The organism is Variimorphobacter sp. HTMS_6 (assembly GCF_059717775.1).
The window spans coordinates 600,302-615,849 of sequence record NZ_AP046094.1 but is presented as its reverse complement, the minus strand read 5'-3'; the positions used below and the strand labels follow the sequence as shown (position 1 = coordinate 615,849).

General features: G+C 35.7%; 13 protein-coding genes. All 13 read right to left on the bottom strand.

Annotated features, from left to right (window positions below; all coding sequences use genetic code 11):
* Positions 1–11: 11 nt before the first annotated feature.
* The 13 genes from AC6IWN_RS02725 to AC6IWN_RS02665 all read right to left on the bottom strand — a co-directional run bounded on the left by AC6IWN_RS02725 (position 12) and on the right by AC6IWN_RS02665 (position 15,509).
* On the bottom strand, positions 12–2,276 hold the full coding sequence (locus tag AC6IWN_RS02725; protein ID WP_497990826.1) for an ATP-binding protein: 2,265 nt from the start codon (positions 2,274–2,276) through the stop codon (positions 12–14).
* A gap of 280 nt (positions 2,277–2,556) precedes the next feature.
* The gene (locus tag AC6IWN_RS02720; protein WP_497990824.1) at positions 2,557–4,008 is read right to left on the bottom strand and encodes a methyl-accepting chemotaxis protein; all 1,452 of its coding nucleotides are present in this window, start codon (positions 4,006–4,008) and stop codon (positions 2,557–2,559) included.
* A 166-nt stretch (positions 4,009–4,174) separates the two neighbouring features.
* Positions 4,175–4,828: a TatD family nuclease-associated radical SAM protein gene (locus AC6IWN_RS02715; protein ID WP_497990822.1), complete on the bottom strand. Its 654-nt coding sequence runs from the start codon at positions 4,826–4,828 to the stop codon at positions 4,175–4,177.
* Positions 4,829–4,954: 126 nt separating this feature from the next.
* Positions 4,955–6,457, bottom strand: coding sequence for a nitrogenase component 1 (locus tag AC6IWN_RS02710; protein WP_497990820.1), 1,503 nt, complete (start codon positions 6,455–6,457; stop codon positions 4,955–4,957).
* A 15-nt stretch (positions 6,458–6,472) separates the two neighbouring features.
* Positions 6,473–7,813 (bottom strand): nitrogenase component 1, encoded by a 1,341-nt coding sequence (locus AC6IWN_RS02705; RefSeq protein ID WP_497990819.1) that lies wholly within the window; start codon positions 7,811–7,813, stop codon positions 6,473–6,475.
* Positions 7,814–7,831: 18 nt separating this feature from the next.
* Positions 7,832–8,782, bottom strand: coding sequence for a cysteine synthase A (cysK, locus tag AC6IWN_RS02700; RefSeq protein WP_497990817.1), 951 nt, complete (start codon positions 8,780–8,782; stop codon positions 7,832–7,834).
* 33 nt (positions 8,783–8,815) lie between these two features.
* Positions 8,816–9,229 (bottom strand): NifB/NifX family molybdenum-iron cluster-binding protein, encoded by a 414-nt coding sequence (locus AC6IWN_RS02695; RefSeq protein WP_497990815.1) that lies wholly within the window; start codon positions 9,227–9,229, stop codon positions 8,816–8,818.
* A 604-nt stretch (positions 9,230–9,833) separates the two neighbouring features.
* A complete protein-coding gene (locus AC6IWN_RS02690; RefSeq protein WP_497990813.1) occupies positions 9,834–10,283 on the bottom strand; it encodes a hypothetical protein in 450 nt (149 codons plus the stop codon).
* 188 nt (positions 10,284–10,471) lie between these two features.
* A complete protein-coding gene (locus AC6IWN_RS02685; RefSeq protein ID WP_497990811.1) occupies positions 10,472–10,771 on the bottom strand; it encodes a DUF2087 domain-containing protein in 300 nt (99 codons plus the stop codon).
* 359 nt (positions 10,772–11,130) lie between these two features.
* Entirely contained in the window at positions 11,131–12,297 is a 1,167-nt protein-coding gene (locus AC6IWN_RS02680; protein WP_497990809.1) for an anti-sigma-I factor RsgI family protein, read from the bottom strand.
* A gap of 102 nt (positions 12,298–12,399) precedes the next feature.
* Entirely contained in the window at positions 12,400–13,722 is a 1,323-nt protein-coding gene (locus tag AC6IWN_RS02675) for an anti-sigma-I factor RsgI family protein (RefSeq protein ID WP_497990807.1), read from the bottom strand.
* Entirely contained in the window at positions 13,719–14,312 is a 594-nt protein-coding gene (locus tag AC6IWN_RS02670) for an RNA polymerase sigma factor (protein ID WP_497990805.1), read from the bottom strand. Before AC6IWN_RS02670 ends, AC6IWN_RS02675 begins: the two co-directional genes overlap by 4 nt.
* 414 nt (positions 14,313–14,726) lie before the next feature.
* Positions 14,727–15,509, bottom strand: a complete 783-nt coding sequence (locus tag AC6IWN_RS02665; RefSeq protein WP_497990803.1) for an energy-coupling factor ABC transporter ATP-binding protein — start codon at positions 15,507–15,509, stop codon at positions 14,727–14,729.
* Positions 15,510–15,548: the final 39 nt, after the last annotated feature.

Here is a 15,548-nt window from a genome sequence, read left to right as displayed (position 1 = left end):
ACGGCATCCTATCACGATAACCTTTTACACAATTTTTCAATAGTACTAATATATTCATCAACCGAAACTGGTTTTATCAAGTATTCTGTATTTGTATTACTAACTTGATTCTGCATAAATCCGGAACATATAATAGTAGGAAGTTCCGGCCTGATCTTTCGTAATTCTTTCATTAGTTCTTCTCCGGACAGATTTGGCATGAATTGATCAGTTAGTAAGATATCATAAGATTCCGGCTCATTGGCGAATAGATTCAACGCCTCCTGTGCATCGGTTACTCCTGTGATAATATAACCTCTCCTGCTTAATAATTTCTTTACGGTTGTTACAATCGGTTCTTCATTATCAACCAGCAAAACTCGTACTTCTCCATCCACAGTTAACGGGTCTGATATAGGTTGATTCGACTCTGTTCCCTCATACTTTGGCAAAACGACAGCGAAAGTACTACCCTTCCCAATTTTACTATCAACCTTTATGAACCCTTCCATTCGTTTTACAATGCCATGAACAACTGACAATCCTAAACCGGTTCCTTCATAATTCCCTCTATTTGTGTAAAACGGTTCGAAGATTCTTTTCATTACTTCCTCGTCCATACCACAACCATTATCATTTACTACTAATTGTATAAAAGATCCGGTTTCCTTAAGATTAAGTATTTTAGATTCTTTTCTACTTATCTCAGTCTCTGACAGATGTACGGTTACAGTACCACCGCTTTGTTCAAAAGCCAGAATCGCATTTACACATAAATTCATAATGAGTTGATGCATCTCACTGGCATCAGCATACACATTACAGGATGTTATAGGTATTTCATATATAATTTTAATATTTGATGGAAGGGTAGCCCTCAACATACTTATCACTTCACTTGCAATCAGTTCCAGGCTCACTTTTTCTCGCTTAATCAGAGATTTTCTACTGAAGGTTAAGATCTGTGAAATAATATTTTTTGCACGATCCCCGAGTTTTAATATTTCTTTCAGGTTTTCAGCATGTAGACTATCCTCCTGCAACTCTTCCAGCGTTAGTTGCGTATATCCTAGCATACCCGATAATATGTTATTAAAATCATGAGCAATTCCACCGGATAGTGTGCCAAGAGATTCCAGTTTCGCTATCTGCTGCCTCCGTTCGAGAAGCTGCTGATTGATATTTTTAAGTTCCCTAGTACGTTTATCTAAGTCAATTTCTAATTCCTGTTGCTTATCCAATAAAAGACTCTCAACTTTTTTACGATCAGTGATATCATGAAGGATACACACGATACCCAGCGAATCATTGTAAACATTCTCGACCATTCCTCCTGAGAGAATACAGGGTATTCCTATCTTATCTTTGTTCATTAATGTCACTTCAGAAGCCCTGGCATTTCCTCTTTGCATCACGAAATCGAGATGGTTATGCTTTAATTTCATCTCCGATATTAAAAAATCGATTGACTTCCCTACAAGTTCTTTATCTTTATAACCGGTCATCTCAAGTGTTGCGTAATTCACTTCTTTTATTAGCATATCGTTTCCAAGAAGTATAACCGGATCACATATATTACGTAAGACAAAATCACTTGCATCCTGAGTGTTTATGGACATCAACTGGTATTTCGTCATTGCATGGTAAATTCCGAAGATTATGATGGTAAACATAAGTATCTCTAATGGAAATGAATTTATTATGAATATAGGAATTATAAGCTTAATGATCATTCCAACTCCAGAGTTTATCAAAACAGCCATAATAATCGTATCAGCCTGTTTCTTTTCCCTGTTCAATATTGATTTTTTACCCCACCGATAAATAATAACGATACCGGCTATGATATAACTCGTATAATATATGTTATAGAGAATCTCGAAGTAATTCATTGGATAGGTATCTCTCCACACATGCATAAATCCTGTAATAACTTCATCTGGCTTATATTTTAAGTTTCCAAAGAAGAAGAAAAAAGACGGGATATATATAATTAATCTTCTAAAGTCAGTCATCCATTTCTTATTTTCATCAATATATATTAAAATAGCATAATCCAGCCATAAACTATAGATAAAGCACCACCCTAAGGATGCAATTTCTCTTCCTATATTTGCATTCTCACGTGTCCCTGCATTACTCATATAAGCATAACCAAATGACCATATGCTCAAGTGAAGACATATTGAGAAAAATAATCTGTTCTTTAAGGAACCAGGCATTTTTAGCAGGATATAAATACCAAAGAGCAAATAGAATATGAAAAATATGAATAGTAAGACAGTAATTAGAGGCATTATTTTTGCCCTCCTTCAATGATTCATATTTTACACAATTCGACAACAATTTAATATTATAATTCATTTTAAATGTGGTGTCTATATGGAAATACCAGAATGTAAATTTTGGAAATAGTAGATGTTATAGAAAAATAAGACTATGAATCTATTATTTGTCCGGCCGATTGACTACATCTGCCATAAATCGGACAAAGGAATAGATACATAATCTTATTTAAAATTTTTACACAAAATCCTTTAATTTATTACAACCTAATCAAGAAGAACTTTTAACACCTTACACATTATGAACGACACTTCTCAACTTTTCACTGGATTCTGTGATATCCTTTATGTAACGGAATATATTATTAATATTTTCATTCTGATTTTCCATCGTTGAAAGCATCTCTTCCGTAGTAGCGGAATGCTCTTCCGATATACTAGCCATGCTTTCAGATTCATTTCTGATTTCACCAAAAATCTCTGTTGTCTTTTCAACCATATCCAGAACTTTAATTACATATTGATCGATATCTTCAAAAGAAATCTTGATCGTATCAAAGCTTTCATCAACCTCTTGAACAACACTCTCTCCGAGCTTCACTGCTTCATTACCGATGTTTGCCTTTTCCAAAACCGCCTTGGTTTTACTGTTCAATTGGCTCATCACATCATTAATCTGTTTTACTGTATCCGCACTTTGTTCAGCTAGTTTTCTAATCTCTTCCGCCACGACCGTGAAACCTTTACCAGCCTCACCGGCTCTAGCTGCTTCAATTGAAGCATTCAGTGACAAAAGATTGGTCTGAGCAGCGATGTTAACAATACTGGATAGGAAGTGATTGATATCACCCATATTTTTCTCAAGCTCATTCATCGTAGATGTTGTTTCTGTAACCGCGCTACTTATAATTTTCATGTGATCATTCATCTGTTTAATCTTAACCGATCCATTTAAAACTAGTTTACCGGTATTAGATGAGATCTCACCTAGCTGCTTTGAAGTCTTCTGAGTCATAACCGCTTTCTCATCTGCTGAGTTAATCATATTATAGACTTGGTCAATTGATTCAGCCTGACTTGTAACACCCACAACCACCTCATTCACTGCAATCATGATGGAACCACTGATTTCCTTGGCTGATTCCAGACTAGTGTAGCAGTTATTAATATCCTGATTCAGTGTTAGTGTATTAGAATCAATAATATCCATTGTAACATTCAGTTCTTCTAAGGATTGACTGGCTTTTCTACCTGCTTCAGTAACCGATAGGATTAATGCCCTTCCTGAAAAAGTTGAAAATAACAGAATAAACATTACGAAGTCCACAATAATTAATGTCATAAAAAATTCCGAAAATGGGTGACCAGTCATCAACATTTTCCCTATGAGTATGACATTTGCCAGTGCCGCTCCGGTATAAAACAATCTAGAATTCAAGTATAACGCAGCGATGCTAATTGGAATTAGAACAATGTAAAAGTTTTGAGCATCTTTCACAACCATCGTCACTGAAACGATTAATGATACAACGATGAAATAGGATATCTGTTCTTCAAACAACTTCTTCTTATTGCTAAAAAACACCAAACCGCAACTTATAGCATAAACTGAAGCTCCTACTAAAACGAAAGGTTGCTTATAAATTATTCCTGTTACCAACGACAATATCGTTAATGCGATTAAGATGAAAAATATTCTCCTGTTAATATTTCTAATGTGTCCTGTTAATATGCTACGATCCATACTATTCCTCCTGATAATTCGGTTTGTCATGATGTTTAGGGAAGTAACTTCACTAACAATCTTATTATAATGTATATGGAGCATATCATAACATTGACAACAAACCTAGACAATAGCCCTATCACATACGGTTCGTTTTTTAACCTGAACGGGTTTCTAATTTTTCTTACTGTCTATATTCTCGAACAACCAAATCCAACCGGTACCTATCACATAACAATCTGCATTCTTCAATTTCTTTTAAACCAATAATATCTACAACGGTAACACGTACTTCTTCTAGATATTTCTTACACTCGCAGGCAAATTCAAGCAATGCTTTAAAGGAGCCTCGCCCGTACAAGCAATTGGTTAGCCGAAGATACTCTTCTTCGTTGGAAGCATTGAGACTGATTGATACGCTATCAATATATTCTGACAGAGAAGGAACAATGTTTTTACTATAAATCTTATTCCCTAATCCATTTGTGTTAATCCGAATCTTTAAATTACTACTTAATTTTAGATATTTTACTATTGTAATCAATACATCTAATCTGGTTAATGGCTCCCCGTAACCACAAAAGACAAATTCCTTAAAAATCGATAAATTAAGTTTTTTCAACTCGACTATGACCTCTTCTGCGCTCGGCTCAGCTTCGAGCCATAAGTCATCCAGATCCTTGCCAAAGTTTTCACTACGAAGGCAGAAGATACAGGAACAAGGACACTGATTCGTAATATTAATATAGATACTATTTCCCTTATATTTGTCTTGATTACATATCAATTCATTCATATCGACATATATTCCATTATAAAATGTATATAAGTATGACATCTCTTAATTGTCCCCTTCCCTTCTCATGATGCGCTTCGTACTTTGTATAATCTTATCATACACCCAATCGTCCATAAAACCAAATTCAAATTTGATTTCATGGACGTTCTGACTCTTAGTAGCCGTTCATTCGTTTTTTATATACGTAAATGGATCTTTCTCTAACCATTCCTGCCTATATGGAATTTTAAGATTCCTTGCAATGTTTTTATTGTATTGGTTATTCTGCAGTCTGCGCACAAGCCTTCTGGCTATGTCAAACGCTCCCGAATAACCCATATAATGAAAGCTAGGTCCGAATAACGGTAGTATGGGAACTCCATATTTGGTAGTGATGTTGTTGAGACCAGCGTGTATGATGATAAAGTCCGGCTTTAATCGATTTACAAGATTAACCTGTTCAAAAGGCTGTTGCGTAGCCACATTGAAGGTTATATTCTCTATTTTCTCCAACTGTTCAAAAACAGGTTTTATAAAATGGTCGATATGATGGCCTTTAAATCCCACAATCTCCATTCCAAGATCCTGCAATACTTCTGCAGTCGCTACGATTCTGATTGCCCCTCCGCCTAAGTACACTTTTTTCCCCTTTAGCTGTTCCTTATATGGAGCTAAAGCCTGCAATAAAGCTTCTTCCTCTCTTTGTAAAAATATTTCTGCTTCCTTTTCCAGATTAAAATGTTTGGCTATATTGATAACCCATCTCTTTGTATTCTTTCTTCCAATCGGAATGGTATCAATAATAAAAGGTATGTTGTATTCTTGTTGCAGATATTCAATGTAATAGTCATCATGCGTACCACATATGCTGACATTCAATGCATTTTCCAGTGTCAAGGTGAAATCCTTCGGAGCAGAATAACAAGGGAGAAATTCTACCTCTAGCCCAATCGCATTTAGTATTCGTTCGAGCTCATTCTCATCCGCTTTGCTCATTGATCCAACATTAAATACATTTACTCTTTTACTTGCCAGATATTTTCGCTTATATTCATCAAAATCTTCAGTAACCGTTGAAATCTTTCTTTCCACCGTTCCAAGGAGCTTCTTCATAATTCCGTTATAAGCTGCATCATAAGCGGTTGCCATAACCTTTGTTTTAAATCCTTCACAGGTTACGGGGATTAGTTTTGCAGAAACTTCAGATTGCAACTCATCCGTGATTGCGTCAATGTCGTCTCCAATAAGAGCCGGAACACATCCTCCTACTACAATGATAATTTCCGGTCTGAATTCTCTATCCGCATAATAAATTGCCCTTCTTAAATTCTTCTCTCCCCCATTGATAACATTAACTTCATCAAGATTCGTATTAATAATTACTGTCCCCTCCGCCTGTGGATCCCTAAGTTTTTGAAAGGAAGATCCTTGTTGACCGGAATAAAGGATAGAAGAAGCACCACATCCCAGAGGCGAATGCATAATAACCACAGCATTCCGAATCGTATTTAATATACCAAGACTTAAACCATGTTGGCATCCATAGGTCTGGCTAAAACTTCTTGTAGCTCCACCCAAGCAACCCTTGCTCAAACACTCTTCCAAATGAGAACAGGTGCCTCCATATGCGATTCCCGCCTTCAACCTTTCTTCTCTTGCAGGAGCTGTATCACCTAATACAATACTCATATATAACCTCCTCCTTTACCTACCGGCCACTAAAGTACTCAATATATCTTCCGTCAGTGCTAATCCTCCATTAAATCCAATATAAGATCGGTTTAATACAACTCGATTAGTAATTGGATAGGTAACTGTAATCAAAGGTGCATTCAAACTAGTAGCCAATTCCTTTTCAAGAATGCTTCCAACGATAACAAGCGGAGTCAGCGAATCATAGTGTTTTTCATTTTTGTATGGCTCCCATACCTCTCTAAGATATTTTTTCACCGCTGAAGTATTGGTATCAAACTTTACAGTAACCGTTAAGCCGGATTCTAAATTCTCATAATTTCTCTGTAGACTTGATTTTTGTTTTTCGTTAAGAATATCCGTAATGACCGATAGTTTAGGCAGCCACCCTAGCTCATCCGATAAAAACCTTGTTACAGAGGGTGCATAGTTTGCATCCCCTACCACCACAACATAGCTTTGCAAATCGGCGTCTGTATAAATATCACTAAATCGTTCAAAGTAATCATAATAAATCACTCGTTCTGTCTCAATTGCCTGATTTACCACATCCTCTGAGATCCCAAACAATACACCGATTTCTCTTAGAAACTTCTCGGTTTGCAAATATCCAATCGGCAGTTGTTCCACAACATAAGGAATACCAAATTTCTCTTCAAAAGCCTGTGCTGTCAAATGACCATACACTTCAGACAACACTATATTATAACTTGCTTCCGAAGATGTTTGTATATCGTTCAATCCTTCTCCTTCGCCAAATAATGTGTTGGCTTGTATACCGAGCAAACCAAAGATTCTCTTAATTTCTTTTAGATTACCTTTCCAGAATACATCTTCACCCGGAACAATACCCAGGATATTAACCTTCTTCTCAAATTTCTTTTCAGGTTTTTTTATGTAGTACTTCACAAAACCTTCTAATAGCAAATCATAACCATAATACGAATTCCCTTTAAAGCTTGGAGTAGAAATTGCAATTACCTGCTTATGTGCATCATCAAATTTTCTTACTACGGAATCAATATCATCACCAATCATCTCAACCATACACCCACTTAATACGACAAAAAGATCGCCATCCATAATTTCTAATGTTGTTAGTATCTCTTCTTCCAGTTTCTGCTCCCCACCAAATACAATTTCCTTTTCCGTCACATTGGAACTAGGAATGGAGGTCGAACCACAATATCCCCCTCCAAGATACGCGGAACCAGCATTGGTTGCATTAAATAAGTTATAACCGCAGCCTGATGCTGCATGTACAATCGGTATCGCCTTTGGGATCGCACGCAGGGTTGACAGTGCACCACCTAATGCACAGGCATATCTCGGTCTTTCAATAAAATCACTCATATTTTACCTCAATTTCTTTTAATAAATTACCTTATCTACTATATTAAAAAGATCCGTTGACAGATATCGTTCCCCGGTATCAGGAAGTAGAGCTACGACATTCTTACCCTCAAACTCCGCCCTTTTTGAGATTTGAGCTGCAGCAAATGCTGCCGCACCGGATGAAAATCCCACTAATAGACCTTCTGTTCTTGCTAAATCCTGAGCGGCTTCTATCGCCTCCTCATTACGCACTTTAAAGATTTCATCGACCACGTCATAATCAAATAATGGAGGTACAAAGTTAGCACCAATCCCTTGAATTTTATGCGAAGACGGAACGCCCCCTGATAGTGTGGGGGAAGAATACGGCTCCACCGCGATAATTTTTATATCAGGGTTTTTCTCCTTTAACACCGAACCAACACCGGTAATTGTTCCGCCTGTTCCTACTCCCCCAACAAATGCGGCTATCTCACCATCCAGGTCATTCCATATCTCGATTGCGGTTGTCTTCTTATGAACATCTGGATTAACCTGATTCCCAAATTGACTTGGCATATAACTATTGGGAAGTTGAAAGGATAGCTCTTCTGCCTTTCGAATTGCCCCCTTCATCCCATCCTTAGCAGGCGTTAGCACAAGCTCTGCATTTAAAGCCCGGAGCATTCTTTTTCTCTCTTCACTCATGCTTTCCGGCATAGTGATAATGATACGATATCCCTTAGCTGCTGCCACAAAAGCAAGCCCTATACCGGTATTACCGCTGGTTGGTTCAATCAATATCGTGTCTCTATTTATAATATTTTTCTCCTCTGCATCTTCTATCATCGCAAGAGCAATCCGATCCTTTACTGACCCCAACGGATTAAAATATTCCAGTTTTCCAATTAGATTTGCTTTAACCTTCTTTTCTCTGCCATATTCCTTTAGCTTCAACAGCGGGGTATTCCCCACCAAGTCCGTTAACTTTTCTGCTACCTTTGGCATAATAAATCTCCTTTTTGCACACATTCTTCCATGCTACGATTTTAATTTATTGATTAGCAACTTATGAGAATCACTATTTTGATAATACTGAATTATCTTCTTTATTGCTTCCTCAACTTCTTTCTCAATGACAAACGCAGTGATACCCGCTTTACTTAATTCCTTTTCTGAACCAAACCCACATCTTGCACATAACACACATCGACAATCCTTAATGCTTTCAACTTTTTTACTTTTACTCTTATGACCCCCGCACCCTCCACAAGATGCATTTTCTTCCCTACATTCATCAAATCTTTCTGCTTCAAATTCTCTTACTTCTCTAATTTCAATATGCTCATAACTTCCATCATCATATATCTTATATATCCAAAAGTTTTCTGCAGTACCAAAATGTTGATTAATACGAATTCCGTCCGAGGTGGCCACCGCAATTTTATACTCCATTGACTAATCATTCCTCCAATCTTGATTTGAGGGGCAGTTGCACAACAAATAATCGACTTATAATAATGTTGTATTGCCTTTATTTTTTGTTGTACAACAAACCCATACATTATGTAAAGATCAACCAGGTACTTCTTAAGAAAGATCAAAGCGAAATACTATCTTCCTTCTGTATAGGTATATGAAAAAATATCTTCTCCGTAGAATTTCTTATCAACCTTACTCGCTTCACCATTATCTTTTAACTTATTTAGTGTTGTTTCAAAACGTTTAACAAAATCCTTCCTTTCAAATAAAAAAGAGGCTTTAGAATCATCAAACACACGAATATGTTGTGATTTCTAGAACCTCTAGTTTTCTAGTCAGTTACTCAATAAAATATCGAATTCATATAAATAGAATATGCATTGCATAGTAAACATGCTTATATTATATGTTTTGTTTTTATAAAGTATATGTTATATTTTCCCTGCTGTCAATAGTAATTTTTTATTTCTTGAGATCACATATCAATATAAACTGCTTCCGTTAACTGATTATCCTTAACGATTACTTTACCGAATTAAAATTTTATGATAATTTTTAATTTATCTAGATATATACTTTATAAAATATAATTCACTACCCCATATATCAAATGGCATACCATAAAAATAAGTGTCGGAACCACCGCAACTTTATTCTTCCTATCCATCGCATAAAACAAAAAAGCCAGACAGGGAAAAATGCTTAAAGCTAACATAACAAATACGTTCGTAATCTCATTATAATAAAAAATCCATCCAATATAATAACCGATGCAGCTAAGTATCGTAACAATGATTAGAGGCGAAAAACGATGCTTTTTAGAATCTACATTTATCACCAGACACAAAGCAATCAACATTAAAACCTGGCATACTGATGCAATCATATCTAATACTGCTGTTACCGACTCTGTTCTTAAAATATCATGGGGTGCAGGAACTGCAAACCAATAGAAATTGGGTATCATAATTATAAAAAATAAAATCAGTCCCCATAAATTGAATCTTAGCTTGTAGTTTTTAAACATAAATATCTCCTTGTTTGTGGGAAAAGCTTTTTATTTTATTTTCTCTCTTCATCTCTGAACAGTAGGATTCACTCAACCTTCTATACGAAAAAAGCGCCAAATCTAAAATCATTATACTTTAAACGACGCTTTCTCTCAACTTTTAAGAAATATTTTTGAACTTTGCCTACTAGCTTACTTTTAACAACTCATAAGGTGTAACTCTGATTACTACCAACTTCCACCCCCTTCTTCCAATATCTTGACCCATCCGGCTCACGAAATAACAACCCATTATCCACAAGTTCTCTTCTAAGTATAAAGTAATCTCCGAATGTATGCCATTGTTCACATATCAAGTTTACTTCCTTCTCCGTATAATCTCTACCATCTTCAAATTTTTCTGCCAGATAGCTTAATGTAGCGATTCTCTTATTTCTTTTTTGTGATAGTTGAGTTATCTTTCCTTCTTCATCAAGAAATATACTGATATCTATTTTCTGATCCATATTCACTCTTCCTTCTTTCAGTTTATTAATTTAACAATATACATCTGTCTATTTCACCAACAACACATACGCTTAAAACAATTAACAATTCATTCCTCTCTTCAATTACATCACCAATCTATAACACATAATCCTCTGATTCATCTATATCACGAGCACATGAAATTAATATAATTGTAGTTTCTTTTACATAGCTCTTCAATCAACTCTCCGTAGAGTATTTTTATTTTTTATCCATTACCCCCATTAATACAAAAGGAAAGCCAGGAGCAGGGATATCTGCTTCTGGCTTTCCTTTACTTGGTTACCATCTGATAAATATGGATAGAATTCTTACTCACTTTTCCGTAGAAGTTTTATTAATCATTATTATCTTCATCATTCTGAGAATCTTGATCTTCGTTTACCTTATCATCTTTTTCATAGGAATCTTTATTCCCATCTTTCCCAGACTCAATCTCCGATTCAGAATTAGATTCGTTAGAATCTTTATCTTCCTCCATCTTATCATTCTTTTCTTTTGTTTCATTCTTAATCTGACCTTTATGTTTACCATTGTCCGTGTGTTTTTCATTGTCCTTATTCTTATGGTAGCCATACACTTTATCAGGATCCTTTTGATTGCCTTCGTTGTCTTCACTAATATCTTTGTCCTGATCGTCGGTCTCTATTTCTTTGATCTCTTTATTTTTCTTCTTTTCTATCTTTTTGTGTTTCTTTTCTGTTTCTACTACATTGATTTCTACTGTACCACTTACAGCTTCGGTTACTTGAGCTTGTTCTGTTGGTGCTACTGTTACCTGTGCTTGGTCTGCTGGTGCTTCTGTAACTTGAGCTTGATCCGCTGGAGCTTCTGTAATCGTAGGACTTACTTCAGGTACCGTAGTTGGAGCAGGCGTTACACTAATTGCGTAGTCATCTTCAAGTTTTTCATTATTGATTTTTGCTTCAGCAAAATATTTTCTCAACTCTTTTACGCTAGCACCTAAAAGATCTGCTACTTTTAAATCCTTGTTAACGCTAATCACTTTATTGATCATAGCCATTTTTCCGACGGAAATATTGTATTCATGAGCTGCTTTAATATCTTCTTTGGTCACCTTGAGTTTTTGTTGTAATACCTCAACGTGTAATTTCTTTTCTTTCATATATTTGGTTAAGGTAGTATTTACTTTCGTTATTAATTGATCCGCTTCACCACCATTGTCACTTGATACTAATATCTCATTGTTTTTGTTTGTAGTAAGATATCCGTTAAAAACCAAGCGGTTGACAATATCATTGATAACGCTATCAATATCTTTATGTCTCAATTTATAGCCGGCCATTACCTTTTTGCCATCATCATTAATCGGGGTAATTGAAACCACTCGACCCATATGATTGGTATGTATTTCAATACTAGGGTTTACATCTAAGGCAATCATATTGGAAGCTGAATTCAAATACATCCATATTCCTGAACCAATTAGTAATGCCATAATAAATCCAATCATTGTAATTTTTGATCTTAATTTTAATGTCATATAAAATTCCTCCTTAAGTCTCTTACATCTTAGTTTTGTAGAGATTTTTTCTCTTCAATAAGATAATGCAGAGCGAAACCATTTTATTGCATGGAATTTAAATTATTTTTTAATTTCTTTATGCTCTTTTTTATCATCTGGTTTTTCACCTTTTTGAGACTGTCCCTGATTTGTATCTTCTGATTCTACCTTTTTTCCAATACCCTTAACAAAGTTTTTTCGATTCTCATCTTTCTTATCCGTTTTTTCTTTTGTATTTTGATTCTCATTCTTTTGCTTATCAGTTCCTTGCTCATCAGTTTCTTGCTCGTCAGTTCCTTGCTCGTCAGTTCCTTGCTCATCAGTTCCTTGCTTATCATCTCCATGGCTTACAGATTTCCCTTGATCATGTTCAATATTCTTTTTCTGGTTCCCGTTTTTATTCGTTTCTTGGTTACCATTATTGGAATTATTAATAGATACATCATTCTTACCTTTTATGCCCTTAACTTTATCGCCCTTTTCCTTAATTCCATTCTTATGAATATTACCTTTTCCATCTGACCCCTTCTCATTATCTGGAGTGGTATCGCCCTGATTCGACCTTTTATCCATCTTATCGTTAGAATTCTCTTTTTCTCCAGATGAATCTTGGTCATCTTCTTTATTCGAATTCTTTTCATCATTGATTATGGACAAATCTTTTTTATCCTCCATGGAATTCGCTTTCATCAGCTTTAATAGTTCTTGAACCGACATCGATGCGAGTGTATCCAGTTTGTACTTATCGTTTACCGCTGTCAGCTTCTGAATCAGCTTTAATTTACCGATTGAGATATGATATTGTTTTGCTAATTTTGCGTTACTTTCTTTTTCATTTATCCTCTGCTCTAAAATAACTGGATTAATATTCTTAGCACTCAACGTATTCATAATGACCTGAGTTGTTTCTCCGAGAATCACATCCGCTTTCTTCTTATTACGATTTACGATTGAAACTAAAATCGTCTTCTTATTCTGATTTAGATATTTCTTCTCCATCAGAGAGTCCATAAGCTGAGCAATTGTTTCATCAAGCGGTTTCCCTTTAAACTTACTACCTGATATAACTGCCTTCGCATCCTCATTTAATGCAATTACATCTATAATATGATTTTTCTGGTTTACCCTTAATTGAATACTCGGGTTGATATCCAGAGTAATGACGCTTTGGGCTTTCGCATTTGCCGAATACCACCAGGACATAGACACCAATAAAATCAGGCATACACTGAATACTGTTACTAGCTTCTTTGTATAACCTATCTTTTTGGGTTCCTCCTGTCTTGTTATATAATCTTGCTCAGACATCTTTATAAAAGGTGCATTAGATAATTCCTCAAATGACAGGAACGGTACATTATTTATCGCATGATCTAACGATTTTTCAATTTTGCTTCTTTTCATCCTTGTACCCCCTGTTCACTCAAATGTTTTTTTAATTTCTTTAGTCCTCTATTATATTTTGATAAAACGGTACCTAACGAGATTCCTAGGCTATTGGCTATCTCACGATGCTTAAAGCCCGATATCGCATGCAATAATATAATCTCCCTTTCTTCAACATCCAAAATATTGAGTGCAGCCATTAATACTATCTTATCCTCCTTATTTGTAACATAAGAAAACGACAGATTATCTTCTATGTCCTCTTCGGATATGGAATTCGTTTTACTTGCTGCACGTATCTTGCTCAAGGCTAGATTACGGGCAATTGTAAATATCCATGCCATTGGCTTACCCATTGGTTTGTATAGATGCGCTACGCCTCTAATCTTTAGATACGTGTCCTGTAGTACATCCATAGAATCTTCATGATTCCTCAGTATCGATAAAGCAAAGGCATAAACACTTTTCTGGGTTTTTGAATACAGCTCTTCAAATGCTCTCATATCATTTTCAGCAATTCTTATAAAGATTGATTCGTCGAAATCAATCTTTTTTTTCTTGCTATGTACAGTATCCTCTTGACTCATTACCATATTGAATAGCATCATAAGTGATTATCCTTTCAGTTATTTAACGCTTTAAGGTTTAATTTTATTGCATACTAAATAAATTATCTTTTCGAAATTAGAATTCCGCTGTTATCACACGCTTACAATTCCAGATATATTTGATTCAAATTATCTCGTCCTTAATATGTTTTCTATAATTCTTAGTTTATACAATATATAAAAGTATTATATAAGACCATACTCCTTACTACAATTGGTAAAATATGTACTAAGGTATAATATATACCATACGTATATATGCGTTTCGAATGTATACGTGTTTAGCTGAGTTAGCATCTGTATGGAGTGATTTTTTTATAGGATACACTGACTTTACCTCTTTACAATAATTCTTATAGAATAAAAAAAGCAGTCTGCTTTTACAGACCGCTCCTAGTTGCTGCTATATATACTTTACATATGATCATGAAAGTGTCTATGTTCCCTACTACCATGATAATGATAATACTGATCTACCAGGTTTACCTCTTTCAGCAACTCGATATCCTCTAGCAGTTCCTCGGTCTTTCGATCTGCTACAATAGTGTGATTTTCACCAAAAAGAATGGCCCTACTAGAGATCTCCTGAACCAACTCCAGGTTGTGGGTTGAGATGATTAAGGTTTTGCCGGCTTGATTGAGCTTGTTGATGAACTCAACCAGCCATCTCTGTGTCTTAGGGTCGAGTCCGTTCATGGGCTCGTCAAGTACCAGGACTTCTGGATTTAAGGATAGTACGCAGGCGATTGCCACTTTACGCTTTTCTCCACCGCTAAGATGATAGGGAGTTCTGTCCTTTAGCTCCTGAATATTTAAGAGGCTCAGGCAGTCATTTACTCTGACCTCTACCTCTTCTTCTACGATTCCCATCTGTCTTGGACCAAAGGCAATCTCATCATAGACCGTAGAACAAAATAGCTGAGTGTCGGAATTTTGAAATACTAAGCCGATTTTCTGATGGAGAAGCTTAGCAAACTTACTGTCCTGCAGTTTTTTATGTGTAATTTCCTCACCTGTGAACTGATAGCTTCCCTGATCGGGTGATATAATACCGTTAATCATCTTAAGTAAAGTGGATTTACCACAGCCGTTCGCTCCCATTAATGCAACTGCTTCGCCCTTTCCTATGTGAAGATTTATGTCTTTTAGTGCATAAGCATTCGAATACGAATAACAGATATCCTTTAATTCTATCATAATGATTACCGTTGCCTTTCATCAATATCTCTGTAATAT

What these genes read in the sequence shown, in the direction of transcription:
- AC6IWN_RS02695 (WP_497990815.1), bottom strand. Translation starts at nt 9,229, where the DNA reads ATGGAGTATAAAATTGCGGTGGCCACCTCGGACGGAATTCGTATTAAT.
- AC6IWN_RS02705 (WP_497990819.1), bottom strand. Translation starts at nt 7,813, where the DNA reads ATGAGTGATTTTATTGAAAGACCGAGATATGCCTGTGCATTAGGTGGT.
- cysK (WP_497990817.1), bottom strand. Translation starts at nt 8,782, where the DNA reads ATGCCAAAGGTAGCAGAAAAGTTAACGGACTTGGTGGGGAATACCCCG.
- AC6IWN_RS02675 (WP_497990807.1), bottom strand. Translation starts at nt 13,722, where the DNA reads ATGAAAAGAAGCAAAATTGAAAAATCGTTAGATCATGCGATAAATAAT.
- AC6IWN_RS02680 (WP_497990809.1), bottom strand. Translation starts at nt 12,297, where the DNA reads ATGACATTAAAATTAAGATCAAAAATTACAATGATTGGATTTATTATG.
- AC6IWN_RS02720 (WP_497990824.1), bottom strand. Translation starts at nt 4,008, where the DNA reads ATGGATCGTAGCATATTAACAGGACACATTAGAAATATTAACAGGAGA.
- AC6IWN_RS02670 (WP_497990805.1), bottom strand. Translation starts at nt 14,312, where the DNA reads ATGATGCTATTCAATATGGTAATGAGTCAAGAGGATACTGTACATAGC.
- AC6IWN_RS02690 (WP_497990813.1), bottom strand. Translation starts at nt 10,283, where the DNA reads ATGTTTAAAAACTACAAGCTAAGATTCAATTTATGGGGACTGATTTTA.
- AC6IWN_RS02665 (WP_497990803.1), bottom strand. Translation starts at nt 15,509, where the DNA reads ATGATAGAATTAAAGGATATCTGTTATTCGTATTCGAATGCTTATGCA.
- AC6IWN_RS02715 (WP_497990822.1), bottom strand. Translation starts at nt 4,828, where the DNA reads ATGTCATACTTATATACATTTTATAATGGAATATATGTCGATATGAAT.
- AC6IWN_RS02685 (WP_497990811.1), bottom strand. Translation starts at nt 10,771, where the DNA reads ATGGATCAGAAAATAGATATCAGTATATTTCTTGATGAAGAAGGAAAG.
- AC6IWN_RS02710 (WP_497990820.1), bottom strand. Translation starts at nt 6,457, where the DNA reads ATGAGTATTGTATTAGGTGATACAGCTCCTGCAAGAGAAGAAAGGTTG.
- AC6IWN_RS02725 (WP_497990826.1), bottom strand. Translation starts at nt 2,276, where the DNA reads ATGCCTCTAATTACTGTCTTACTATTCATATTTTTCATATTCTATTTG.